Raw genomic sequence first — 23,959 nt, forward strand, 5'->3', positions numbered from 1 at the left:
GTGAATTGTAATAAGTATATAAAAGATGTGTCAGGTTCGATACATCTGCTAATTAAAGTTAGTTTATCTACTAGAAGGTGATTCTTTTTGCGAGATTGAGTCTTTAATATTACGTTCGTTTTTGAAACAAAATGATGGAAACGATTGCATTTTCCTCTGATTTTTTCGTTTACAGGTTCAGGAAAAGTACGAAAAAATCTTCTTCATGAGTATCGTTACGACAAAAAAATCATCTTTTGATTTATTTAATCCAACTGAAGATCACTTAAGCTTAAGGCAATCCGTTGCTTCCTTTGCCGAACGTGAGCTAGACGAACAAGCAAAAGAAAATGATGAAACAGAATCATTTAATCATATGTTATTCAAACGCCTAGGTTCCGAACTTGGAATTTTTGGAATCACTGTTCCAGAAGAAGATGGCGGGCATGGACTTGATCCACTTGCATCGGTGATCATTCATGAAGAGATGAGTCGTTTTGATCCTGGATTTACTTTGTCTTATTTAGCTCACGAAGTTTTGTTTGTGAATAATTTCTTTTATAGTTCCAATGCATCCCAACGAAGTCGTTATCTGAGTAAAGTCATCACAGGGGAATGGATTGGTGGGATGGGAATGACAGAACCTGGTGCAGGGACTGATGTTTTGGGTATGTCAACGCAAGCAGTGAAAAAGGGTGACCGTTATATCATCAATGGTGTGAAACAATACATCACAAATGGTTCCGTGGGACAAGTATTTGTATTGTATACAAAGTTGGATAAAAACGCCAAAAAAATGACATCATTCGTGATCGAGTCGTCTTACAAAGGTTTTTCGGTAGGTAAAAAAGAAGAAAAAATGGGAATGCGTTCCTCGCCTACCACTCAACTAGTCTTCGAAGATATGGAAGTCCCAGAAGAAAACTTACTTGGAGAAGAAAACGGTGCCATCACACATATGATGCGTAATTTAGAAATCGAACGAGTGACTCTTGCTGCACAATCGTTAGGGATTGCTCGTCGTTGTGTTGATATTATGTGTGATTACACGGTTCGCCACAGGGAAGCTTTCGGTAAAAAACTAATGGAGTTTGGACAAATCCAAAGATTGGTAGCTGAATCTTATGCAGATTACCAAGCAGCAAGAGCCCTTGTTTACCAAGTGGCAAGTGAACTAGGACCAGATGTCAGAAATTCACTTGGAGCAGCCTCCGCAAAACTTGTTGCTACTCAGATGGCTGAGCGAGTTTCGAGAAACGCGATACAAGTATTAGGTGGTTATGGTTATTGCCGTGAATATCCTGTCGAAAGACTTCACAGAGATGCAATCCTCCTAAGTATTGGTGGTGGAACAAACGAAGCGATGCAAAAAAACATTGCGAGTGACTTAAAAAAACTTTGGTCTGAGTGAACTAACAAACTGATTTAAAAAAACTTTTTCCCATTCGATTTTTGATTCCAGTCTACTGGATAGATGGAAAAAGAATGGGATGTCATTGTCCTTGGTTCTGGCTTGGGGGGCTTAAGTGCTGCCTTGGCCTTTGCCAAAAAAGGCAAACGTGTTTTGGTCCTTGAAAAAAGTATTTCTCCTGGAGGTTGCGCCTCTAGTTTTTGGAAAAAAGGTTTTTTATTTGAATCGGGTGCCACGACACTTGTTGGATTTGAAAAAGGACTCCCTCTCGATAGACTAACAAAAGAATTCGGACTTAAGTTCCCTCTCATTCCATTAGAAAAACCAATGTTTGTCCATATGAATGGATCTGAAATCGAAAGGTTTAAAGATAGAAATTTATGGATCAAAGAATCGTTACGAGTATTTGGTGGCGGACTGCGAATGAAGATATTTTGGAAATTATGTTTTTTTGTCGCAGATCAACTTTGGAATCTATCCGCCCGTTACAAATGGTTTCCTTTTCGTAATATTGGTGACGTATGGAAAACATTATTAGTGTTTCGACCATCTGACCTACTTATTTTTCTATTTTCGTTTGTTTCCGTACGATTTGTACTAGTATGTTTATGTTTGTCCCAGAACAAAAATTGGAATCAATTTTTAGATGAACAACTCCTGATCACAAACCAAACCATTTCTCGGAATGCACCGTTTCTAATGGCAGCAGCAGGACTCACGTATCCCAATTTACAAAACTATATTGTATCTGGAGGGATGGTGGAACTCTCCAACACAATGATTCAACGTTTGAAGGAATGGGATGGAGAATTTTCCACAAAACAAGAAGTCAAAAAAATTACTAAAAAGAGTTACGTGAATCAAAATGAGTCTGCCAACTCACAAGCGATTGGTGGTGATGGATTTCATGACTCAACTCAATCTTTTTATTGGGAAGTGACGGCTAAAAATCGAGACCACTCTGTATTCAGAGCACCCATTCTTGTATCAAACCTACCAATTTGGAATTTAGCAGAACTCACAGACAACCTTCCTCGATTGAATGAGAAAACAAAGAGAATGGAAAAAGGGATTTGGGGTGCGTTTACGATGGGAATAGCGATCAAAATCAACGAGAAAAATGAATCTTCTGTAAGTGAATGCCTCCACCACCAAATCCATTTAGAAAGGGCTTTGCCTTATGGAGGTGGTACATCTGTCTTTGTTTCTTTGTCACATCCAAAAGATCCCTCTAGGTCAAAGGACCAAATCCGGATTCTCTCACTCTCTACCCACATACACAACCCAGAACTTTGGGTCCGAAATAACGACTATCCTAAAAAGAAGCAGGAGATTGAATCCATTCTCCTTTCTGAATTAGAAAAAAGATTCCCTTGGTTTTTACGAGAAAATCTTCAATTCTACCATTCTGCAACACCTGTTACATGGCAAACATGGACTGGTCGCAAGTGGGGAAGAGTGGGAGGAATTCCAACATCTTATTTTTTTAATCCCTTTCGCATGTTTTCCAATCGATCGGAAGATCCAAGTCTCCTGTTAACAGGAGATACAGTGTATCCTGGACAGGGGATCCCAGCTGTAGTGCTTGGTGGTCTCAATGCCGTAGATCAATTCTACACAAGAAAGAGAGGTTGATTTTGAAGCCGAATCTTAGAGCCTGGGCGAAACGATGGTTCGCTTACCAAAGATTCATATCAAAGTACCAGGCACTTCCGCCAATTTAGGACCCGGTTTTGACCTTATGGGTCTTGCCCTTGACTTACATAATGAATTTGAATTCCAATTTTCGAAAGAAATCACAGAAACAAAAACTGAGTTAAAAAATGGGCAAACTTTACCTTTTTCAAAAAAGGAAGATTTGGTTGAACAGTCTTATAAATCTTATTTTGCAAAATTTGCACCAAATATTACTCCTCCACCTTACCATTGTAAAATGACGCTTTCCTTACCATTGAAAGGTGGGCTTGGTTCTAGTGCTTCTGCAATTGTTGCAGGGTTATGTTTGGCAAGAGAAGTTCACAAACGATTGGATGTAGTGTCACTTCCAACTGAACCAATATTCACACAATTTTTAGCTGAGTTTGAAGGACACCCAGATAATACATTGCCTGCCTATCTTGGAGGGTTTGTCTTCGCTTATTCTACGTTTGGTGAAAAACTACGTTTCTTTCGTAAAAAATTCCCATCTTCAGTAGCCATTTTTGTCCTCACTCCAGAATTTTTTGTGTCTACTGAGGAATCCAGAAAAACTCTACCAAAGTCCTACGTGACTTCAGATGTTATATTTAACCTTTCCCGGATTGGTGCATGGATGCATTTTTTAGACAAACGTAGGTTTGGTGATCTTTTAGTCGGATTAGAAGATAAAATGCACACGCCTTATAGAATTCCGAGCACTTCACCTCTTTTTCCATTAGCAGATACATTGAAACAAGATAGCATTGGGTATTGTTTGTCTGGATCGGGCCCAAGTTTACTCATCTTTTTGGAACGAAAAACAGTGAGTTCAAAACAAAAAGAATTGTTTGAAACGGTAACGAAGATTATGGGAGATGCAGGGATTCGATTTTCGTTACGCCGTGTGAAACCAGATGGAGTTGGCGTACGTATCCAAACCAAATAAAAACTAACAAGGGATTGTTTCTAAATTTTTTGTTTCGTTAATGAAGTCGATTTAACTCAATAATTTCAAAGATTTGATTAGTCTTCTTCTGCCCCTTCTTCTTTACCAAATCCATATACATCACCACGGAATCGAACCTTACGATTGATTCCTGGTTGGATTTTTCCCACTTCAAATGTAAACTTCATCCTTTCCTTTCCTGACCGATTGAAATAAAAGGAAGAGGTGAGTGATATTTCGATAAAGTTCACCATACGATCTTTGGTAATTTTGTCTGAGATACGAAATTCCGCTGGGTGACCAATGATTTCATAGGAGTCAAATGTTTCTTTGGATTCCATTTTGCCATAATGTTCCATTCTAGGCGGTTTGTAAAAACTTGGACCATTTTTTAAAACGGTAATCGTATAATCTTCGCTATCTCTACTTTTTTTCAACTGAAAGATGAGATGGTCTTCTGTGATTGCATTACATCGGGTTGCTAGTTGTCCTGTTTTGCAACCTACATGAAAACTGGCAAATCGAGACAGTTCATCTACGACTAAATCATATTTATCGCCAGTTTGGACAGGGATAAAACGATCCGATTCTTTTCGCAAAAAGATAGGATGGATGAATTGGTTGTACACAACAAATCCTAGTCCCAAAATAGAGAGTGTTAACACCCCACTGAGGACTAGGACAAAACTATCTAAGATGGCAATGCTTAAAAACAAACTTACCTTTTCGTATCAACCTTATGGTTTTTAGAATCCGAAAGAGGAGTCCTTGTCACAAGAGAAAGAAGGTCCTTCACTTCTTCTGGAGAAATGATTTGGTTCAATTTTTCTTCAAGTGAGGCAGGTGTTGGTTTTAGGACCAAATCCTCTGGTTTCACCTTTAGTTCGGATTTTGATTTAACGACGTTTGGTGCCTCTTCTTTGTTTGTTTTTTTAGGGAAAGATTCCTTTCCTTCCTCCGACTGTTTTCCCGTTTGCGTGGGCATAGTAGGGGGAATGGATAGGCCGGGATTCCCTTGGATATTAATTGTATTCATAGTTCCCAAACCTCCGTGTTCAGGATCGAAAATTGAAGAAAAAACTTTCCTTTTCCCTCCCTCAGATTTTCGGTCTTTTGTGCGTTGGCTTTAGTGAAAATGGAATATTTTTTTGGGATTTTTCGGTTTGATTGCCCGCTTTATGGGCGGGAAGCTGGCAGAGATGGAAAATAATTTTAAATCGTGGATGGCCAACCCCATCTCTAAAATCTTCATAGGGACCAATTTGGTCTTTGCCGTGCTTTTTTTTGTCAGTGTTCCTTCCTTTGTGAAAGAATTCATCACTCGGGATGCAGTGAGCATCGGAGGTAAAAAATATGACCTCAGTGATGTGAAAGACTCATCTCCGATTGCTTATTCAAAATTCCAATCCGAATACAAATCACTTCTCAAAAATACGTTTGGAGAATTTGCTCAAGACAAATTATTTGAGTTAGTTGCCAAAGATAAAAATATTAAACCTTCCGAAGTTTTAAATGAAGGATTTGTCTTAAGAGAACCGTCTGAAGAAGAAATATTAAATGTATATTTATCTAACAAAGCTCAGTTAGGTGGAAAGTCACTTCCCGAAACTAGAGACAAAATTGTTGGTTTTTTAAAAAACCAACAAGAACAAGAACATAGCAGAAGCAAGTATAGAGAAATCATTTCAAAATACCCTGTTGAATTTTTAATTAAAGAACCAGAAGCAATCCGTGTGACTGTGGATGAAAAAAACAATCCAAGTATTGGTCCAAAAGATGCTAAAATTACTGTGATAGAATTTTCTGATTTCGAATGCCCATTCTGCAAACGAAGCCAAGATGTAAACAGCCAACTCCGTGAAAAATACAAAGGTCAAATTCGTTGGGTATTCCGAGATTTTCCTCTCCCTTTCCACCAGGATGCAATGTATGCACATATGGCTGCTAATTGTTCCATTGAAGATGGCAAGTATTGGGATGTTTTTAATGTATTATTTGAAAACAGTGGGAACCTAAGCAAATCAAATGTAGATACATTGGTTCTAAAAGCTGGAGTTTCAAAAGACAAATTCTCATCGTGTATGAAAGACCAAGCCAAATTGAAAAACGAAATCGAAGCCGATATCCAAGATGGCCAAAAGGTAGGTGTGAGTGGTACACCTGCATTTTTTATCAATGGAATCTTTGTATCAGGTGCATTACCTTTTGAAAACTTCGATGAGATCATCCAAAAAGAACTGAAACAATAAATATAGATTATAAATAAAAAGGAAAAATTATATGAGCAAAAAAGTAAAAGTTGCTGTAACTGGTGCTGCCGGACAAATCGGATACGCACTCTTATTTCGTATCGCTTCAGGACAAATGTTTGGACCTGACACTGCAGTAGAACTCCAATTATTGGAACTTGAACAAGCACTCCCTGCTGCAAAAGGTGTTATTATGGAATTGGACGATTGTGCATTTCCATTACTTGAAAAAGTTTCAGTATCATCAAACATTGATGAGGCGTTTCGTGACATCAACTGGGCTCTTCTTGTAGGATCTGTTCCTCGAAAAGCGGGTATGGAAAGGGGAGATCTTCTCAAAATCAATGGTGGAATTTTTACAACACAAGGGAAAGCGATTGAAAAAAATGCAGCAAGTGATGTAAGGGTTCTCGTTGTGGGTAACCCTTGTAACACAAACGCACTCATTGCAATGAACAATGCGAAAGGTGTTCCGGCTGACAGATGGTTTGCAATGACTGGTCTTGATGAAAACCGTGCGAAAACTCAATTAGCACAAAAGGCGGGAGTTCTTGTAAAAGATGTTTCCAATGTAGCCATTTGGGGAAACCACTCTGCGACTCAATACCCTGACTTTTACAATGCAAAAATCAAAGGAAAACCAGCAACGGATCTAATCAGTGACGAAGCGTGGTTAAAAGGTGATTTTATCTCCACAGTACAAAAACGTGGTGCTGCTATCATTGCAGCAAGAGGGGCATCTTCGGCAGCATCCGCTGCGAACGCTGTTGTGGATACAGTGCGTAACATTGTGACTCCTACAAAACCTGGAGATTGGTTCAGCGCTGCAAGCAATTCCAATGGTGAGTATGGTGTAGACAAAGGTCTTATCTTTGGATACCCACTCAAATCGGATGGAAAAAAAGTAGAGATCGTAACAGGTCTTGAAATTAACGCATTTGGAAAGGAAAAATTTGACATCACTCATAATGAATTAAAAGAAGAGAGAAATGAAGTCAAAGACATGTTAGGTTAATCCAAGAAACATCTTCTCTAAAGATTGATCACTTTAGGGAAATGATTTTTCGATGCAAAACCCACTTGGAACATATTGTTTCAGTGGGTTTTTTTATTGGTTCTCTCGAAATAGATTCTCGCTGAATGCATAGCAATAATAGAAAAACTATCCTTTATTCCAACTGGATTGTTTTGGTAAAATTGTTTGGGTCTTCCAAAAATGGCAAATGGCCGCAGTGGTCTAAGACGGTTCGTTTCACTTGTGGAAAATTTTCCAAAATAGAATCCCAAGTGTAATGAGGAGCGACTTGGAAATCATACTTTCCTAAAATGAGTTGGATCGGTTGTTTTATGAATGGTAAGTAGTTTTCTACTTTGATCTCAGCAAACACTTTGCCAAACAAATAGTCAAACGCGAGTTTGTTAGTTTTCACTCCTTGCCAAAAAAGCGTAGAATCAAAAGATAAATCATAAAAGCCTAAAGCATCTTGGCTCACACAATAAAAATTAAAAAAATCTTCGAGTCCATCTGGATAAGAATTGATTTGTTTTTGAAACAAAGATTGGAGTGATTTATGTTTTTCTTTCCGTTCTTCGCTCGCTAACCTTTCAAAGTATATTTCCCTCTCTTGTAAAGGGACACCATGACTTGGGCCCGTTGCGACTAGTATCAGTTTTGTCACAAGTTGTGGGTATTTTTTAGCATAAGCCAGAGCCATATAACCGTGTCCTGAATGACCAAGAACAAAGCTGGCTGGGATTTGTAGATGATTTTGGAAAAAGAAAAAATCATCGAGTACAGTTTCCAAATCATAGGTGGATTCACTTTCAGTCGTTGCCTGATTGCGTTTGGCAAACCCTCTATGGTCGACAATTGTAATTTTAAATTCTTTAGCCAATGTTTCGGGGATCACCCTTGGGTAATAGAGGGCACTTCCAAACCAATAAAGATGTGGTCCCTCCGAATTGTTTTTTGCGATAAGAAAGGAAAATCCATGCCTTTCGATAGTTCGGTACGTCCATTCCATAACATTCCCTCGTTTTCTTTTTTAAATCACTTCGTCTTTTGAAGTTACTAATATAGTTGTAATATGCAACAATATGGTTGTATTCTGCAACTAAAAAACTTGCCAAAAAAAGAATAAAATTTTAACTAGAATGATGTTCGAGATTTCTTCGTTACTTGGAATTCATTTTAGCCAAACTTTACTTCTCATGAGGAAGTATCTGTCAGATTTGTTTGAAACAAAAAAAGTTGGGATGAAATTTGAAGATTGGATTCAACTCCTACCCTTACAATCAAAGGAGAATATCAATCAGAAACATTTGAGTGAAATGTTAGCAAAAGACAAAACCACCGTATCACGGTTAGTAGATGGTTGGGTAAAAAAAGGATGGGTGAAACGGTATCAGTCACCTGATGATAAAAGAATTTTTGTCATTAAACTTACGTTAAAAGGTAAATCCATTTGGGATAAAGGGATCCCAGTTGTCATAGCGGCCGACCAAGTTTTTAAACAATATTTGAATGAGGGAAATGAAAAAGAATTGTTTATGATTTTGTTTAAGATTCAGACTTCGATTCAGTTTTCAGAAACAAAAAACGTTCTTTCTTAGAACTATCTAAGATTCGATTCGTTGACACAAAACCTAGAGATACGGCGAGTGTTTCTAATTCCTGTATGTAATTTGGATGGGTTTCCATTAAAAACCAACCACCAGGTTTTAATCTTTGTTTTACAGAGTTAAATAGATCACGATGGAAGGAAACAATATCGGAGACAAATAAGGCTAAATGAGGTTCATAATCCAAAACATCGGGCATAATGTCTTTTTTTTCTGATTCAGGGATATAGGGTGGATTTGAAACAATGACATCAAATTGCATTTCACTTGGGAGTGTTTCGTCCAAACTCGAAACATAAAACTTAACGTTTGTTAGATTGTATTTTTCTGCATTAGATTTACTGGTTTCGATTGCTTTTTCGGATATATCCGATAACACCACAAGATTTGGTTTTAGTAGTAGTGATAAACTAAGACCAATACAACCACTCCCGGAACATAAATCCCAAATCTCTAAACCATTCGGAAATTCATTCGCTAGTGTTTCTCTTTGTTTATAAAGATAATCCACTAATTCTTCTGTTTCGGGCCTTGGGATCAGTACATTTTCAGAAACCAAGTATTCAAATTGGTGGAATCCTTTTTTCCCTGTAATGTAGGCGACTGGTTTTCGTTTGCTTCGTTCAACAATTCTTTCTCTATACAAATCAATTTCTTTTTGTGAAAGAGGCATTTCAAATTGAGAATAGAGTTTGATGCGAGGGAGATTCAAAAGATCAGCGAGAATCCATTCTGCATCGACACGAGGGTTCGGAATTTCTTTTTTCTCGAGAAATTCAGTCGATCGTTTTAAGTAATAAAGTAGGGTTCCTGGTTGTTCCGCCATAATCTTTGCCCCCAACAGGATTCGAACCTGTGTCCCCAGTTTAGGAAACTAGTGCTCTATCCACCTGAGCTATGGGAGCTTACGTAGGTTTACGTTTCTGATTCACTATCCTTTGGAAATCGGAGATATTGTGAATAACAATTTTATCTGGGTAGAGGTCAAGTTTGCCTGTTTTTACATATTGCATGAGGACCTTTTGGACTTCACCCACAGGTTGGGCACACCAATTGGCAATATCATCCACAGTAGCAGAGAGTATGATTTCGTTATAAACATCATTATTATACTGCTTTTCGTATAACATAACAAAGACGTCACAAACCTTACCAATGATATCATCCATTAGAAGGATCATGAGGCGCCTTTTTTGGTCATAAATTCGAAATGAAAAGATATGCAATAATTTCATTGCAAGTGCAGGGTTTTTGGTCATGAGCATCTCAAAATTGGCACGGTTGAAATTGAGAGCTTTGACTTCTGTAACCGCAATGGCGGTAGCAGACCTAGGTTGTTCTTCTAGAATTGCCATCTCACCTAATATATCCCCAGCTTCTAGAACATCTAAGGTTTTAATACTCGTTCCAATTGTTTTTGTGATTTTGACCTTCCCCTCTTTGATGAGGTAAAAATCGTTTCCTGGTTCATATTCACAAAATAAAACTTCGTTTGGTTGGAATACCTTACCAAATTTCCCAAACATTGCTTCTAACATTTGGTCGTTCACTATCTACCTCCTTTGAGTTTGGATTTGGCATCTTCGGAAATGCTGTCATCCAGAGGAGGCATTTGGGTTACTTTTTGGAACAATTGTTTTGCTTTTTCTTTATCACCGGATGCTTCTGTGCAAAGTGCTAAGTGGTAGAGATTTTCTTTGAGTAAAAGTCCTTTTGGGTAACGTTTGATAAAATTGGAAAAATGAGAAATAGCACCAGGGTAATCTTTGGCTTTGAAACTGGATTTTCCCATGTAGAAAAGGGAGTTCTCTACAAATTGTTCTTCTTCTTGGGTGACAGAATCGGTTCTCTCCGAAACGGTTTTGAACATATCGATGGCTTCCGCATATTTTCCTGCATTCATCAAAGTAGAAGCTTTGTCATATTGTGAGAGGATCGAATTTGGATCCACGCTGGATGTTGTGTTCGAAGCAGGTACTGCCATCGTTTTTAACATCTCTTGTAATTTACCTGATTGAGCTCCAGGCTCCGGTTTATAAACTAACTCTTGTATGGTGAGAGGGAATGGAGTTTTTTTACGCGCTAAATCGATAAGTTGTTTGGCCCGGTCAATGTACATTCCGTCCGGATAATGTTGGATGTATTTCTCAAATGCATAGGCAGCATGATCAAAGTTACCATTTTTATAAAATACTTCTGCGACGTTCATCAATTCGAAGGCAGGGTTCTTTGCTTCCCCTTGACCGAGGATTTCCCTAACTTGTCTGTGGACTTGCCGAAGTTGGCTTGAGAACACTTTGAGCATTTTGATGATGAGATGGGTTTTGTCTGAGACGAATTTTTCAAATTCAGGCACTTTAAAGACAAGAACCGTAGCAGCCCCTATGACTTGTGCTGTTTCCTCTCTCGGGTAACGACCTATAGCACTCTTCACACCAAAAAACTCACCAAGTTTGACATCCTCTTTGAGTTCCACACCATTGATGTTCGTGTAAGTTAGTACAACTCTGCCTTTTTGTAGTACAAAGATATCCTCAGCTTTGTCTTTCTCAAAGTAGACAATGGAACCACCTTTGTAATTACGAACTATAGGACCTGACAACTCTTGCCTCGCTTGCGCTTCATTTTCAAAAATTAGGTAAAAAAGCCAAACTCTTTTTATAACCGACACTGTCGGAAACTTGTTTCATGAGTTTTTTTGGAGAACCAGCAACCAACATGTTTTTCCCATCAATTGAAAATTCTTCTGTACTCAATCCAAACTCTTGGAAGAGTGACAAAAATTCACTCGATCCATAAATGGGATAACCATCAATTACAACTAAATCAATGTGTTTCCATTGTAATTCAGATACATTTAGTTCGATGTTCTTTTTCTCATCATTCACAACAACAAAATCACAATTAAGTCCAGGCATTAATGCATTTGGATTGCCCAAACGAAATGCCTTTCTCGGATTTTCAGTGATCATTTTGAGTAAACTTTCATCAGGCAGTTCTTCCCCATACAAACCAAAATAAATGGATTTAGCTGTTCTTAATTCTTCTAATAAATGCCCTGACCCACTAGGAGAAGAATCTGTCCCCAAACAAACGTTAACTCCTCTTTCTAAAAAGAGTTTGATGTTGGTAGTTTTACCAAAAATATGTAGGTTGGAAGTAGGGCACCAAACAACAGAAGCACCTTTTTCAGCGATTTTATCAGCCTCTTTGGGACCAAATGGTAAACAATGAACAAGTACAGAATGTGCGCCTAATGCATCCATTTTTTCTAAGTAACGTAAAGACTGTCTTGAATCATCATCGATCCCTTCTGCTAAATGTGTGACAAAAGGTAAATTTGCATGTTCTGCCATTCTGTATTCTAAAGCAGGACCTTCTCCCCAATCCAAACTATAATTCCCTACAGAGTGAGCTAAGGTATAATCTGAAATTAATTTCACTGGTAAAATCCCACGGAATGGGTTTTGTACAAAATGAGGAATATGATCGAATACAGAAGTGACACCTGCAAATAGGTTTTTATAAGCACCCAAGTAGTATAAAATTTCAGGATCTATTTGTTGGCGTTCTGCAAACACACCTGAACTTTTGTACAAATTATCATAAGATAACCAGGAGAGATGTTTTTCAGTTCCACCCACTTTCGGCAAATAACTCGCTAACAAATGGTCATGGGAATTGATAAAACCGGGATAAAGTTTTTTTCCTTTTAAGGAAAGTGTGAACACGTCTTGGTTTGTTGGTATGGAGTCTTCGATCTTTGTGATTTTTTCACCTGAAAAAAGAAGGTCCTTTGTTTCCAATTTTCCATTTTGGTACATGGATGCGGATTGTAAAAGAATGGGACGAGTCATTCATATCCTCTTTTTAAAACAAGTTCAGGATTGAGATTGGATTTGTTTTGGTTGATTTGAAAATACAGACCTTTGTCTTTGGAAAGAATTCCCAATCGATCTTTCACTTTCACTTGTTGGCCTTCTGTGACTTGTATCCTTTCCAAATTTCCATAAATAGAATAAAGTCCATTCTCATGTTCAAGAATCACAAAATTTTCGTAACCGTCCATGTAATCTACATGTACTACTTTGCCAGAAAGGCTAGCAAGGACCAAAGAAGAAGTTCCTCTTTGGAATTGAATTCCTTTGTAAGGATCATAAGTGAGCTCTGAAAATTTCTTTTGGATTTTTTCTTTTTTCACTAGAGGGTATAAAATCTTTTCTTTTAATTTAGTGTCAGACGAAAGGGATTTAATTTCTTTATCTTTTGGGATTTGTAATTTTTCATTTTCATACAAATTTTCCTGAATCGTCCTACCATTTAACTTCGCTAAGGTTTCAGGAGAAACATTCAATTTTCTAGATATCCCATACCATGAATCACCCTTTACAACACGATATGTTGATCCTTGGTTTGGTTTGGGACTGGACTTGGCATTTTGTTTTGCGATGAGTGGGAGAAAAACCAATACCAAATACATCAGACTGAACAATCCAAGTTTTTGCATAAATTCCCTAAGGCAAGTATCGACCAGAAAAAGGGAGAGGGCAATAAAAAAGGCGGGAGAACCCGCCTTTTCCAAAATCAATCTGATTCAAAACCGAAGTTTTAATCTTCTTCTTTGTTATTGACTTTGTATTTTTTCATCAATTCTTCTGCCACGTTTCTAGGAACAGGAGCATACTTGGAGAATTCCATTGCAAACTCAGCTTTTCCTTGGGTAGATGAACGAAGTACTGTAGAGTATCCAAACATATCAGCAAGAGGGACTTCTGCTTCAATTTTAGCATAACCATTCTCTTCTGTTGTGTTTAAGATCATACCACGTCTTTGGTTGACAGATGCTAGGATGGCTCCCTGGAATTCTGTTGGTCCTTCTACTTCCACACGCATGATCGGCTCAAGGATGATCGGAGCTGCTTTTGCGAATCCTTGGCGGAAACCGTATCGAGCACCAATTTGGAATGCCATATCGGATGAATCCACATCATGGTAAGCACCGTCATTGATCACACAACGAACTCCGATGATAGGGAATCCAATGAGAGATCCTCTTTCTAAACAAGAACGAAAACCCTTATCACAAGAACCAATGTATTCGCGAGGGATAGAACCACCCACGATTTTATCTACGAATTCGTAATCTTTGCCTTCTTCTTGTGGGATTGGTTCGATGTAACCCGCCACACGAGAGAACTGACCTTGACCACCCGTTTGTTTTTTATGAGTGTAATCAAATTCTGCAGACTTAGTGATCGTTTCACGGTAAGCTACCTGAGGTGCACCAGTCACAAGATCCACACCATACTCACGTTTCATCCGTTCGATGTATACTTCGAGGTGGAGTTCTCCCATCCCTTTGATGATGGTTTGTCCAGACTCTTTATCGATTTCTGTTTGGAAGGTTGGGTCTTCTTTTGTGAAACGGTTAAGAGCCTTTGCAAGGTTAGGAAGTTGTTTTGATTCTTTACATTCAATGGTAAGAGAGATCACTGGGTTTGGAACAAACATAGACTCCATTGTGAGTTTTGTTTTTCCATCGGTGAATGTATCCCCAGAAGCACAATCGATACCAAAAAGAGCAACGATGTCACCCGCTTCTGCTTTCGAAATATCTTCCATTTCGTTTGAGTGCATACGAACAAGACGTCCAATGTTGTGGCGTTTGTTGTTAGATGAGTTGTAGATCGTCATCCCTTTTTCAAGTCTACCTTGGTAAACGCGAACATATGTTAACTGACCGTAACGACCGTCTTCAAGTTTGAATGCGAGACAAACTAATGGTTTTTCTGGATCTGAATCCAAAATAAGTTCGTTTTCTTCGTTTCCGATTTCTTTCGCTGTGTTCTCAACATCGTATGGAGAAGCGAGGTAATCTGCTACACCATCGAGAAGTCTTTGGACACCTTTGTTTTTGAAGGCTGAACCCATAAATACAGGAACAAATTTAAGTGCGAGCACACCACGGCGGATCGCTTCTTTGATGCGTGCCTCAGATGGAGTTCCTTCTAACATCTCTTCTGTGAGTTCGTCACTAAAAAGTGATACTGCATCAAGGAGAGCTTCGCGTTTTTCGTTTGCTTGGTCTTTTAACTCATCTGGAATATCAGTGATTTTGATGTCTTGTCCGTTTGGACCTTCAAAATAATATGCCTTCATTTCCACGAGGTCAACGATCCCTTTGAGGTCGTTTTCTAAACCAATAGGAAGTTGTACAGCATGTGCATTGAGGTGGAGTTTTTCACGGAGTTGGTCGATCACTCTCCATGGGTTTGCACCTGTTCTGTCGAGTTTGTTGATAAAGGCAACACGGGGAACGTTGTAACGTTTCATCTGACGGTCAACAGTGATGGACTGAGATTGAACTCCCGCCACACCACAAAGAACCATAATGGCCGAGTCAAGGACACGGAGGGAACGTTCTACTTCAATTGTGAAGTCAACGTGGCCCGGAGTATCGATGATGTTGATCGTGATGTCTTTCCAAGTGGCATAGGTAGCCGCTGATTGGATTGTGATCCCTCTTTCTCTTTCGAGGTCCATACTGTCCATCGTGGCACCCACACCGTCTTTTCCACGTACTTCATGGATGGCATGGATTTTGTTCGTATAAAATAAAATACGTTCTGTAAGGGTTGTTTTCCCTGAGTCAATGTGTGCGGAAATCCCGATGTTACGGATTCTTTCCAATTTTGGATCACGTTTGGTTGCTTGCGTCGCAGAGGTCATATTTTCCTCAAAAATAAGGTTAAAGTTGAATTGATTCTACCAAAATCTGAAATGGACTGCGTTTGTAAAGTACTTGGGATTTTTGGTTAGAGGGAAAATCCTGGAGAAAGTAGAGAATAGGGAAATATGCCACTTGCTCGTTTCAAACGATTTTTTCGGACTTTGTCATTTGCCCGAGTTGTGTGCCTCGGTTTTTTTGCCGCTATCTTCCTAGGATCTTTTGGCTTGTACATATCCGAGGCAGGAGAGTTGTCTTATATAGATAGTCTCTACCTTTCAGCCTCATCGATTTGTGTGACTGGACTTTCTCCTATCCCACTTTCCAGTCTCAATGCCTCTACCCATTGGATTATGTTATTCCTTATCCAACTGGGGGGACTTGGGATCATCAGTTTTACTGTGATTGTTGGCTTTCTCATCACCAAAGGGATTTCTAGGAATGCTCGTTTTAATGCATTTGTGGGAGCGGCCATTGACACACAAACGGAAACGGAATCACTTGCCACCAATGAAGTGAATCGGATTTTACTTTCGATCATCAATATTTCGTTTTCGATCGAAATCCTTGGCGCAATTGGATTGTACCTTCACATGCCAGAAGGAGTCGAAGGAGAAAACACTCGTTGGTTTTTTTCTCTGTTTACGTCCATCTCTTCATTCAATAACGCAGGTTTTTCGATCACAGATGATTTGAGTGCTTTAAGGCTTGATCCATTTTCTCTTTATATTGTATCAGGCCTTGTGATTTTTGGTGGGATTGGATTTCCGGTAATCATCTTATTGGAAAAAGTCCTTCTGACAATTTTTGTCCGTATCGTATACCGCATTGAAGTTGTGGCTGAAACTTTGATGATGGAAAAAGCCCTAAAAACAGGGAATGTGCCCAGATTTCTTTTATTACCGGCACAATTTTCTGCCATCTTAGAAAACCGAATTGAAGAATACAATAAACACTTACGGGGAGAAACCACTCGGATCCAATCCAAACTTTTGGTGTACGGATCGTTCGCTTTGTTGTTGTTTGGTTTTCTTGGGATATATTTCTTAGAACGTTCGAATCCACATACTTTTCATGGGATGGAGCTTGTAGATAAAATATCCAATGCTTTTTTTATGTCTGTCTGTTCTCGAACTGCTGGATTTTCCACCATGGACTTAGGTCATTTGAATGATGCAACTGTCATTATCATCACTGTACTGATGTTTATCGGTGGTGGACCTCAAGGTACCGCTGGAGGTATCAAAATCACAACATTCGTATTGTTACTTGCCTATTTAAAAAATGTGATCCAACCTTCCAAACCAGTGATGTTGTTTGGTGAAATCGTTTCTAAAAACTCTGTAGCGGTGGCAATTCGGGTTTATTTTCTTGCGACAGTTGCGCTTGCATTTGTATTTATTTTATTAGGAATTTTAGACCAAAACCAACATTCACTCCACGTCATATTTTTTGAATTGATATCATCCTTTTCGACAGTTGGTTATAGTTTAAACCTAACTTCTCAATTGGGTGATATTGAAAAAATATTTTATGCTGCTGTGATGTATGTGGGTCGAGTTGGCATTTTTACTGTTCTGATTGCTGCCACTGGACACTCAGGCGTTCCCAAAATGGGAACTGTGGACGACGGCGTAAAAATCCAAGTCGGTTAAAATAAGGGAAAAATCAGTTTTAGTATTTATAGGGAAAGTAAGGATTGGTAGTTGTGAAAATATCATTGAAGGAAATTATCCTCTCGAATTGGAAATCACCCGTTCTGTCTGAAGAAGAAAATCAATTTGAGTCTCTCAAAAAAGTTAAAAAACAAAAACTTAGCCAAATAGAGTCTCGGTTAGAATCGCTAGAGATTCTCATTTCCAATGATAAACTAGAAGATGCCAACATTTTAATGCAATACCTTGTATATGACTTAGTGAACTTCTACCAAAATTTAACTGGAAATAGAGAAATCCCTAAAGATGGTGATTTGTCACTCTTTCAAATTCCTGAATCAAAATCCAAGGCATTTGAATTTTTAAAGAATTATCAATATACCAACATGCTCGAAGAATCAAAGTTAAACGATGCATTTGATGGATGTTTGTTAACTTATGATTTCCTTATTAAGGAATCGGAAAAAATATTCCGATCAAAATTTTTCACAAGTTTAGATCAGTTTAAAACCATTCGAAAAATCAGAATCGTATTGTTAAGTTCAATCTTTATATTGGCATTAACTAGCGTAATGTATTATCAATATAAATATCCTGTGATGAAGGACCAATCCATCAAGTTGTATCCATTCCTTGATAAAGATCATCCACAAACATCGGAATCAGTTATGGTTTCTTTGCCTGTATCAAAAACGGGAGTTGGGGTTTGGAATGAGTATACATTTACACTTCCTGATTCGATGGCAAAATTTGGAGGTTTGAGGATTGATCCTTTGGAACAAAGAGGGATTCGATTTGCTCTGGATGATATCCAAATTTTGGATAAAAACGGAAAGGTTTTATATTCTAAAAAGATTACGGTGAGCCAAAATTTACTTCCTGAAGATTACCAAGATTTTTTAAAAATAGATGATATTAAAACGGCAAGCAAACAAGTACCAGGTGAGTTGGTTGAGATGATTTCGATTGGTAGGGATCCAAAAATCCTTTTGGTATTTCCTACATTAGAAACTGCAAAAACGATTAAACTCAAAATGAAATATATAGAAGCCCATAAAGTGAAGAAAAAATGATTTATTTATATTTAAAACTTATGAGGATCCCTCAGTGGATCAAAAATGTCATCTTGTTTGCAGGATTGATTTTTTCAAAAAGGATCTTCGATATACCCTCTCTTACAAAAGTATGTTTGGCATTTTTGTTTTTTTCATTAGTGGCAAGTTGTCAGTATGTCTTTAACGATTTTTTAGACCAAAAAGAAGACGCGACACACCCTGAAAAAAAACACAGACCACTTGCAAGTGGAGATTTGGATTCTGGTATCGCACTTGCGATCACAGGTGTGATCCTACCCATTGCTCTCATTGGATCTTATAAACTTTCGCCTGTTTTCTTTTACCTAACTATTTTTTATCTTTTGTTCAACATGTTATATAGTAAGGTTTTAAAACACATTGTGATTTTAGATGTGATGAGTATCTCCATTGGATTTGTACTCCGAGCAATTGCTGGTGCAGTTGTCATCGGTGTTGAATTTTCACATTGGTTGTTACTATGTACGTTTATGTTAGCTCTTTTTTGGGGATTTTCGAAACGGAGAGGTGAAATAAACATTTTAAAAACAGATGCAGGCAAACATCGTAAAATTTTAGAAGAGTATTCGATTGAATTCCTTGATTTGATGATGGCAGTTGTTGCTACATTAACATTAGTTAGCTATGTAATGTATACTGTAAGTCCTGAAACTGCTAAAAGTTTAGGGACTCCTTATATGGTGTACACAGTGCCCATTGTAGTTTATGCTATTTTTCGTTCTTTATACATCATTTACATTAAAAATATGGGCCACAACCCAACTATGGCCATTTTGACCGATATGAGTGTGCTTGCTTCTGGAGTTATTTGGCTTGTTCTGATCTTATTTTTGATGTTTGGGAACTTCTCGGGCCATCCACCAGTCTACCATTAGAGATGAAAATCTGGAAACAGTTACCGTATGGTTGGAAGGTGTTTTTTGCCTTTGTTTTCTTTTTTTCGGCAACCTTAGGTTTTGCCTATTTTAAGGCGAGGGATACAAATCCCTCAATGCCGATTGAAGCGCTTGCGACAACTCCAACTGAAGCTAATTCTTGGAAAGGACACCCGAAGGTAGTTTACTTTTGGGCCACTTGGTGCACTGTTTGTAAGGCATACACTCCCATCCTCGAAGCAAATTTAAAGTTTTTGCCGAAAGACACGATGTTTTTATCCGTTTTAGAATCAGAAGATTCAGAAGAAACTAAATCAATCCTTTCGCAACTGACAGCCGATTCACCATATCCCATTTACACTGCAGATTACCGAATGTTAAAAGAGTGGAGGATTTCTGCATACCCTACGACTTTATTTCTCAACCATGATGGAAAGGTAATTTTTTCAGATTCGGGGATTTTGAGTCCAATCGGGTTTTGGATCCGTTCTTTTCTTTTGCGCTTTTTTTAAAATGTCGATAGTATAACATGGACTCGAGCTTCAAACCCAAACCGCTTTTGAATAAGTCGGAACTCCGGCAAATCAAACGAAGTAAAACAAGGGTAGAAGGGAAAAAGGTCATCACTGATGACGTAAAGAAACTCAAATCACTCAAAGTCACACCAGAACTCAGTTTCCAAGAATCCATTGATTATTATAAAGAACCAATTTGGATTGAATACTACATTCCTAAAGAGTCACGTTTTGCATTTGAAACCAAGTATCTCTTTATTTTGTTAGTGGATCCTAAAACCACTGATGATGAATGTGATGCGGCAAGAAAAATCGCACAATCAAAGGGAGAAATTGTTGATATTTTTGCTTATATGGAATCTTTTCCAGACTCAATCCGATTGATTGAAGATTCTTATCATTCTACAATGTCAATGCATGAGTCCATCCATCATATTTATAAAAACTTTAAAGAAACTGGAGCCACAGAAGATTTAAAAACTGCGTGTTATTTAACAGAGGCACTTCTCAAATACGAACCAACCATTGCAGGATTGACCTATTTTCGAGACTATAGCATATACAATTTGAACTTTTGGATCCGTACCTTAAACCGATTGAAAATTGATTTTGCTCTCGAAGATGCAACAGTATCTCTTCTTATCAAACGGCGAAATGAACTTTGGGAATTAGAAAAGAGAGATGAAGATGAAGACTTTGATTTATTAGCAGCTTTGTTTTTTGAGCAAGCATTCCCGAATCGAGGGGCAGGCGAACTTTCGAGTGATGATATGTTGTTATTCGAATGAAAGGAATTTACTCTTACTTTTGATCTAAACCAACCAACGAAATAAATCGATCCTATGCTTTAATTCTTGGTGGAGTGGCAAAGCCGAAATGATGGTTGTATCAACTTGTTTCATGGAAACGGGGATATGTTTTTCTTGGAAGGAAAATGTTAATTTGGATACTGTCTTCGCAGATTCGGACCAGCTTTTTTCAACATCCAAATTTGCCGTTAAAGGAAAACTTTCCAATAATACTTTCCAAAAATCTTGATTGTCGATAAGAACTTCCGAAATCCCACTGATACCCATTTTTAAATCGCGATATAGATGTTCTTTGTTAAAGTCTTTGATTCCAATCGATAAAAATGGTTTTTCGCCTTTTATTTTTTGCAAATGTGGAACAAGTATTTTGGCATCTATTTGATCCCAATCCAAAATTAAAAAATGGCAAGGACCAACTAACAATCTTTTGATCAAAAATTCAGAATTTCCTTCCGTATAAACCAAAAAACCCATTGTTTTCAAAAACATCGAAATGTTATGATCAAGGATTGGATTTTTTGTGCAAACTACCCAGGTTAATTTTTTATCTGGTAATGGAATGATAGAAAACGTATGGATATTAGAAAATGATTTTTCCCAAAGAGTTGATACACCTGCCGCTTTAAATTTTTCTTTTTCTTCATTTGTGAATTTACCACATAAGATTGGTTCGATGCTCCAATCCAAAAGTTCTTTCGCTAGTTCTGGACTTGGTTTTGAAAAAAGACGAACGCAGTCTGGAAAATCTTTCCAATTTTTACTTGTACATTCTTTCACTACGAGACCATTTACTTGTAACCATGAAATGATGAGGTTTTTTTCAAGTTCAGGAAGTTGTGTCAAAACGGCACCGAATAGTGAGTCCATACGATTGTATTTTAGTTGACCCCCTAGGCTTGAAAGTCATTTTAAAAAGCATCTCCAATGAAGCTACTCAAGCGATACGCAAACCGCAGGCTCTATGATCCAGAAACAAGTTCCACAATCACATTAGAGGATGTGGCAAAGATGATCATTGGCGGTGAAGAGATTAAAGTCCAAGACAACCTTTCCGGAGAAGACATCACACCCAAGATTTTAGGCCAAACTTTTTTAAAAGTCAGCCTTGGCCAGAGAAACGAAGATTTTTCAAATTTTATGTTAACGTCGCTTATCCGAGAAACAGGCCGAGATGTATCTGGTCTTTTTGAACGATTGGTGCTCGGGGGGATAGGAGCCAATTACCTGACACGGGAACGATTGGAAAAAATTGTCAATTCTATGGTGGAACTTGGGGAATTGAAGGAGGTTGATTTTAGCCTCTACCGAGAGGATTTACTCCGCAAAATGGCCTCCCGCGCGAGTGAAAAAAAGGAGCAAATCCAAAAGGATTTGGAAAAATTCAGCCAATCCATTTTGGAAGAAGACAAGGCTACACTTGGTGACCTCTCCGAAAAATTAAAAGAAGTCGCAGAAAAATTAAAAGAAAATTAACCAAAATCGGTTAGAATGTCCTCCAATTTCGGGGGAAATGAATGAAATTCCAATCTGTTCTTTTACTTTTTGTTTTGCTAAATGCCAGTCTCTTTTCAGAACAAGAGGATATCTTTTTTGAAACACAAAGGAAACGTCTAAATTCTTCAGATCTATTTGAAATCCGAGATGCCATAGATCGGCTAACGTTTATTAAATCAAACAAGGGTTTACGAGATATTCTTTCTGCCTTGGAAGGAAATCCCAATTTTCCGACGAGTGAAAACAATGCTCCTGCTGTAAAATTTTATGCAGCAAAAGCTTTAAGTAAAAAGGGAGATTCCATTGCAATTCCAGTCCTGATTAAAGTGTTTCAAAAAGAATCTGGCTCCATTGTAGAATATAATCCTCCAAAACAGAGAAAAATCACCGATGGAGTTGCCGACCGGTATTCCAATTCCAGTCCATATTTTTATGAAGACGGAGAAATCTCAATGGTTTTGGCATGTGGAGAAATATTACGGGCATTAGGTTCTTTGCCTCACACGGAAACTTCCGGATCCACGCTCAAACAAGCTTTGTCCCATCCAAATTTTTATATCCGAAGTTCAGCCGCAGATGCGATGTATGAATCAAATCGAAAAGAATATCTGACTAATCTTGCGGAAACACTTGGAAAAGAACTAATTCCTTATACAAAAATTTCTATTTTGGCGGCAATTGTAGGGATTGAACGATTACCGAACCAGAACTTTAAGTCGGTCACGGAAATGCTCTCCGATAAAGACCCTGAAGTGAGAAAAAAAGCATCGGTTGGGCTAAGAAGAATTGATCTAAGAATCGCTGCACCTTACTTGGAAAAGGCGATCGAGATTGAAAATCACCCAGTTGTCCTTACACAAATGAAAGAAGACTATAATTTCTTAATTTCATTTCGTAACCCTTAAACCCAATGATTTCATTGTGGACAAATCTAGATTTTCTATAAATATGTGACTGAAACGGAGAAATTATGAAATTTAATAGTATTCTAGAAGCCATTGGTAATACACCACATGTTCGATTGACTCGTTTGTTTGGAACCGATCACGAAGTTTATATGAAGTTAGAGAGACAAAATCCAGGTGGGTCCATAAAGGATCGGATTGCTCTTGCTATGATCGAAGACGCAGAAAAATCAGGAAAATTAAAAAAAGATTCTATCATTGTTGAGCCAACATCTGGGAATACAGGGATTGGCCTTGCGATGGTTGCAGCTGTCAAAGGTTATGCGATCACTCTTGTAATGCCGGAACATATGTCTGTTGAAAGACGTCGTATCATGGCAGCATATGGTGCAAAATTTGAACTCACTCCAAGAGAAAAAGGAATGCCCGGTGCCATTGCCAAAGCGCAAGAAATGGTAGCCGCCAATCCGAATGCTTGGATGCCACAACAGTTTGAAAACGAGGCAAACATCCAGGTTCATAGAGAAAAAACAGCCGAAGAAATTGCAAAAGATTTCCCTGACGGTTTGGATTACATTATCACTGGTGTTGGAACAGGTGGGCATATCTCTGGTTGTGCAGAAAATTTAAAAAAACGTTTTCCTAAACTCAAAGTGTTTGCAGTAGAACCTGAAGGTTCTCCAGTCCTCAGTGGTGGAAAACCAGGACCACACCCTTTACAAGGGATAGGCGCTGGATTCATTCCTAAAAACTGTAAAACAGAATTATTAGATGGAATTATCACGGTTGGAAAAGAAGAATCCTTCACGATGGCAGTTCTTGCTGCAAAAAAAGAAGGAATATTCATCGGAACTTCGTCAGGAGCAAGCCTTGCTGCTGTTTCTAAAAAACTAAAAGAGATCCCAGCTGGTTCAAAAGTCCTCACATTCTGTTATGATACTGGAGAACGATACTTATCAGTTGAAGGACTTTTCGTTTAACTAAAGTTTGATGGGATTATA

The 23,959-nt window shown here is 38.2% G+C and carries 24 protein-coding genes and 1 tRNA gene; 14 read left to right on the forward strand and 11 right to left on the reverse strand.

Annotated elements, in window-relative coordinates:
• The first annotated feature begins 205 nt into the window (after positions 1-205).
• From EHQ43_RS15635 to thrB, 3 genes are all read left to right on the forward strand, one after another.
• Positions 206-1,390 (forward strand): acyl-CoA dehydrogenase family protein, encoded by a 1,185-nt coding sequence (locus tag EHQ43_RS15635; protein ID WP_135741508.1) that lies wholly within the window; start codon positions 206-208, stop codon positions 1,388-1,390.
• 63 nt (positions 1,391-1,453) lie between these two features.
• Positions 1,454-3,025 (forward strand): phytoene desaturase family protein, encoded by a 1,572-nt coding sequence (locus tag EHQ43_RS15640; protein ID WP_135771673.1) that lies wholly within the window; start codon positions 1,454-1,456, stop codon positions 3,023-3,025.
• Between the two features lie 34 nt (positions 3,026-3,059).
• On the forward strand, positions 3,060-4,013 hold the full coding sequence (gene thrB, locus EHQ43_RS15645; protein ID WP_135771674.1) for a homoserine kinase: 954 nt from the start codon (positions 3,060-3,062) through the stop codon (positions 4,011-4,013).
• 77 nt (positions 4,014-4,090) lie between these two features.
• Here thrB and EHQ43_RS15650 read toward each other — a convergent pair whose 3' ends face one another.
• Entirely contained in the window at positions 4,091-4,729 is a 639-nt protein-coding gene (locus EHQ43_RS15650) for a hypothetical protein (protein WP_135741511.1), read from the reverse strand.
• A 2-nt stretch (positions 4,730-4,731) separates the two neighbouring features.
• On the reverse strand, positions 4,732-5,049 hold the full coding sequence (locus tag EHQ43_RS15655) for a hypothetical protein (protein WP_135741512.1): 318 nt from the start codon (positions 5,047-5,049) through the stop codon (positions 4,732-4,734).
• A gap of 163 nt (positions 5,050-5,212) precedes the next feature.
• On the opposite strand from EHQ43_RS15655, the gene EHQ43_RS15660 reads away from it, so the two are divergent.
• Together EHQ43_RS15660 and EHQ43_RS15665 are read left to right on the forward strand one after the other, a co-directional pair.
• Positions 5,213-6,262: a DsbA family protein gene (locus tag EHQ43_RS15660; RefSeq protein ID WP_135771675.1), complete on the forward strand. Its 1,050-nt coding sequence runs from the start codon at positions 5,213-5,215 to the stop codon at positions 6,260-6,262.
• A gap of 31 nt (positions 6,263-6,293) precedes the next feature.
• Positions 6,294-7,277 carry a malate dehydrogenase gene (locus EHQ43_RS15665; protein WP_135771676.1) on the forward strand — a complete coding sequence of 328 codons (984 nt, stop codon included), beginning with the start codon at positions 6,294-6,296 and terminating at the stop codon, positions 7,275-7,277.
• Between the two features lie 154 nt (positions 7,278-7,431).
• On the opposite strand, the gene EHQ43_RS15670 is transcribed toward EHQ43_RS15665, so the two are convergent.
• Positions 7,432-8,286 carry an alpha/beta fold hydrolase gene (locus EHQ43_RS15670; RefSeq protein WP_135771677.1) on the reverse strand — a complete coding sequence of 285 codons (855 nt, stop codon included), beginning with the start codon at positions 8,284-8,286 and terminating at the stop codon, positions 7,432-7,434.
• 130 nt (positions 8,287-8,416) lie between these two features.
• Between EHQ43_RS15670 and EHQ43_RS15675 the strand changes: the two genes are divergently transcribed.
• On the forward strand, positions 8,417-8,875 hold the full coding sequence (locus EHQ43_RS15675) for a MarR family winged helix-turn-helix transcriptional regulator (RefSeq protein WP_135771678.1): 459 nt from the start codon (positions 8,417-8,419) through the stop codon (positions 8,873-8,875).
• On the opposite strand, the gene prmC is transcribed toward EHQ43_RS15675, so the two are convergent.
• The 7 genes from prmC to fusA form a co-directional block, all read right to left on the reverse strand.
• Entirely contained in the window at positions 8,823-9,710 is an 888-nt protein-coding gene (gene prmC / locus EHQ43_RS15680; RefSeq protein WP_135741517.1) for a peptide chain release factor N(5)-glutamine methyltransferase, read from the reverse strand. The genes EHQ43_RS15675 and prmC overlap by 53 nt on opposite strands.
• Positions 9,711-9,716: 6 nt before the next feature.
• Positions 9,717-9,789, reverse strand: a tRNA-Arg gene (locus EHQ43_RS15685).
• Positions 9,790-10,422 (reverse strand): Crp/Fnr family transcriptional regulator, encoded by a 633-nt coding sequence (locus EHQ43_RS15690; protein ID WP_035983956.1) that lies wholly within the window; start codon positions 10,420-10,422, stop codon positions 9,790-9,792.
• An 11-nt stretch (positions 10,423-10,433) separates the two neighbouring features.
• Positions 10,434-11,486, reverse strand: a complete 1,053-nt coding sequence (locus tag EHQ43_RS15695) for a tetratricopeptide repeat protein (protein ID WP_135742439.1) — start codon at positions 11,484-11,486, stop codon at positions 10,434-10,436.
• A 25-nt stretch (positions 11,487-11,511) separates the two neighbouring features.
• Positions 11,512-12,741 carry an amidohydrolase family protein gene (locus tag EHQ43_RS15700; protein ID WP_135771679.1) on the reverse strand — a complete coding sequence of 410 codons (1,230 nt, stop codon included), beginning with the start codon at positions 12,739-12,741 and terminating at the stop codon, positions 11,512-11,514.
• A complete protein-coding gene (locus tag EHQ43_RS15705) occupies positions 12,738-13,364 on the reverse strand; it encodes an LIC_10271 family cell wall hydrolase (RefSeq protein ID WP_425269658.1) in 627 nt (208 codons plus the stop codon). Before EHQ43_RS15705 ends, EHQ43_RS15700 begins: the two co-directional genes overlap by 4 nt.
• Before the next feature lie 128 nt (positions 13,365-13,492).
• Positions 13,493-15,613: an elongation factor G gene (gene fusA, locus EHQ43_RS15710; RefSeq protein WP_135741520.1), complete on the reverse strand. Its 2,121-nt coding sequence runs from the start codon at positions 15,611-15,613 to the stop codon at positions 13,493-13,495.
• A gap of 126 nt (positions 15,614-15,739) precedes the next feature.
• Here fusA and EHQ43_RS15715 point away from each other — a divergent pair, with 126 nt between their 5' ends.
• The 5 genes from EHQ43_RS15715 to EHQ43_RS15735 are packed head-to-tail and all read left to right on the forward strand — an operon-like array spanning position 15,740 to position 20,538.
• Positions 15,740-17,266 (forward strand): TrkH family potassium uptake protein, encoded by a 1,527-nt coding sequence (locus EHQ43_RS15715; RefSeq protein ID WP_135754794.1) that lies wholly within the window; start codon positions 15,740-15,742, stop codon positions 17,264-17,266.
• A 53-nt stretch (positions 17,267-17,319) separates the two neighbouring features.
• On the forward strand, positions 17,320-18,339 hold the full coding sequence (locus tag EHQ43_RS15720; protein WP_341867057.1) for a hypothetical protein: 1,020 nt from the start codon (positions 17,320-17,322) through the stop codon (positions 18,337-18,339).
• Positions 18,336-19,235: a decaprenyl-phosphate phosphoribosyltransferase gene (locus EHQ43_RS15725; protein WP_135771682.1), complete on the forward strand. Its 900-nt coding sequence runs from the start codon at positions 18,336-18,338 to the stop codon at positions 19,233-19,235. The genes EHQ43_RS15720 and EHQ43_RS15725 overlap by 4 nt, the downstream gene beginning before the upstream one ends.
• 2 nt (positions 19,236-19,237) lie before the next feature.
• Positions 19,238-19,747 carry a TlpA family protein disulfide reductase gene (locus EHQ43_RS15730; protein WP_135754795.1) on the forward strand — a complete coding sequence of 170 codons (510 nt, stop codon included), beginning with the start codon at positions 19,238-19,240 and terminating at the stop codon, positions 19,745-19,747.
• Between the two features lie 17 nt (positions 19,748-19,764).
• Entirely contained in the window at positions 19,765-20,538 is a 774-nt protein-coding gene (locus EHQ43_RS15735) for a hypothetical protein (protein ID WP_135741525.1), read from the forward strand.
• A 24-nt stretch (positions 20,539-20,562) separates the two neighbouring features.
• Here the strand turns inward: EHQ43_RS15735 and EHQ43_RS15740 are convergent, their stop codons facing one another.
• Positions 20,563-21,426 carry a hypothetical protein gene (locus tag EHQ43_RS15740; protein ID WP_135771683.1) on the reverse strand — a complete coding sequence of 288 codons (864 nt, stop codon included), beginning with the start codon at positions 21,424-21,426 and terminating at the stop codon, positions 20,563-20,565.
• A 57-nt stretch (positions 21,427-21,483) separates the two neighbouring features.
• Here EHQ43_RS15740 and EHQ43_RS15745 point away from each other — a divergent pair, with 57 nt between their 5' ends.
• From EHQ43_RS15745 to cysK, 3 genes are all read left to right on the forward strand, one after another.
• The gene (locus tag EHQ43_RS15745) at positions 21,484-22,032 is read left to right on the forward strand and encodes a polyhydroxyalkanoate synthesis regulator DNA-binding domain-containing protein (RefSeq protein WP_012388157.1); all 549 of its coding nucleotides are present in this window, start codon (positions 21,484-21,486) and stop codon (positions 22,030-22,032) included.
• A gap of 41 nt (positions 22,033-22,073) precedes the next feature.
• Positions 22,074-22,958, forward strand: coding sequence for a HEAT repeat domain-containing protein (locus EHQ43_RS15750; protein WP_135771684.1), 885 nt, complete (start codon positions 22,074-22,076; stop codon positions 22,956-22,958).
• A gap of 65 nt (positions 22,959-23,023) precedes the next feature.
• Complete coding sequence (gene cysK / locus EHQ43_RS15755) at positions 23,024-23,938, forward strand: cysteine synthase A (protein ID WP_135741528.1); 915 nt, start codon at positions 23,024-23,026, stop codon at positions 23,936-23,938.
• Positions 23,939-23,959: the final 21 nt, after the last annotated feature.

The organism is Leptospira bouyouniensis, from assembly GCF_004769525.1.
GTDB lineage: Bacteria > Spirochaetota > Leptospiria > Leptospirales > Leptospiraceae > Leptospira_A > Leptospira_A bouyouniensis.

Bases quoted from the DNA above. Each gene is read 5' to 3' on its own strand.
- EHQ43_RS15635 (WP_135741508.1), top strand. From the start codon at position 206: ATGAGTATCGTTACGACAAAAAAATCATCTTTTGATTTATTTAATCCA.
- EHQ43_RS15640 (WP_135771673.1), top strand. From the start codon at position 1,454: ATGGAAAAAGAATGGGATGTCATTGTCCTTGGTTCTGGCTTGGGGGGC.
- thrB (WP_135771674.1), top strand. From the start codon at position 3,060: ATGGTTCGCTTACCAAAGATTCATATCAAAGTACCAGGCACTTCCGCC.
- EHQ43_RS15655 (WP_135741512.1), bottom strand. From the start codon at position 5,049: ATGAATACAATTAATATCCAAGGGAATCCCGGCCTATCCATTCCCCCT.
- EHQ43_RS15660 (WP_135771675.1), top strand. From the start codon at position 5,213: ATGGAAAATAATTTTAAATCGTGGATGGCCAACCCCATCTCTAAAATC.
- EHQ43_RS15665 (WP_135771676.1), top strand. From the start codon at position 6,294: ATGAGCAAAAAAGTAAAAGTTGCTGTAACTGGTGCTGCCGGACAAATC.
- EHQ43_RS15670 (WP_135771677.1), bottom strand. From the start codon at position 8,286: ATGGAATGGACGTACCGAACTATCGAAAGGCATGGATTTTCCTTTCTT.
- EHQ43_RS15675 (WP_135771678.1), top strand. From the start codon at position 8,417: ATGATGTTCGAGATTTCTTCGTTACTTGGAATTCATTTTAGCCAAACT.
- prmC (WP_135741517.1), bottom strand. From the start codon at position 9,710: ATGGCGGAACAACCAGGAACCCTACTTTATTACTTAAAACGATCGACT.
- EHQ43_RS15690 (WP_035983956.1), bottom strand. From the start codon at position 10,422: ATGTTAGAAGCAATGTTTGGGAAATTTGGTAAGGTATTCCAACCAAAC.
- EHQ43_RS15700 (WP_135771679.1), bottom strand. From the start codon at position 12,741: ATGACTCGTCCCATTCTTTTACAATCCGCATCCATGTACCAAAATGGA.
- EHQ43_RS15705 (WP_425269658.1), bottom strand. From the start codon at position 13,364: ATGTATTTGGTATTGGTTTTTCTCCCACTCATCGCAAAACAAAATGCC.
- fusA (WP_135741520.1), bottom strand. From the start codon at position 15,613: ATGACCTCTGCGACGCAAGCAACCAAACGTGATCCAAAATTGGAAAGA.
- EHQ43_RS15715 (WP_135754794.1), top strand. From the start codon at position 15,740: ATGCCACTTGCTCGTTTCAAACGATTTTTTCGGACTTTGTCATTTGCC.
- EHQ43_RS15725 (WP_135771682.1), top strand. From the start codon at position 18,336: ATGATTTATTTATATTTAAAACTTATGAGGATCCCTCAGTGGATCAAA.
- EHQ43_RS15730 (WP_135754795.1), top strand. From the start codon at position 19,238: ATGAAAATCTGGAAACAGTTACCGTATGGTTGGAAGGTGTTTTTTGCC.
- EHQ43_RS15735 (WP_135741525.1), top strand. From the start codon at position 19,765: ATGGACTCGAGCTTCAAACCCAAACCGCTTTTGAATAAGTCGGAACTC.
- EHQ43_RS15740 (WP_135771683.1), bottom strand. From the start codon at position 21,426: ATGGACTCACTATTCGGTGCCGTTTTGACACAACTTCCTGAACTTGAA.
- EHQ43_RS15745 (WP_012388157.1), top strand. From the start codon at position 21,484: ATGAAGCTACTCAAGCGATACGCAAACCGCAGGCTCTATGATCCAGAA.
- EHQ43_RS15750 (WP_135771684.1), top strand. From the start codon at position 22,074: ATGAAATTCCAATCTGTTCTTTTACTTTTTGTTTTGCTAAATGCCAGT.
- cysK (WP_135741528.1), top strand. From the start codon at position 23,024: ATGAAATTTAATAGTATTCTAGAAGCCATTGGTAATACACCACATGTT.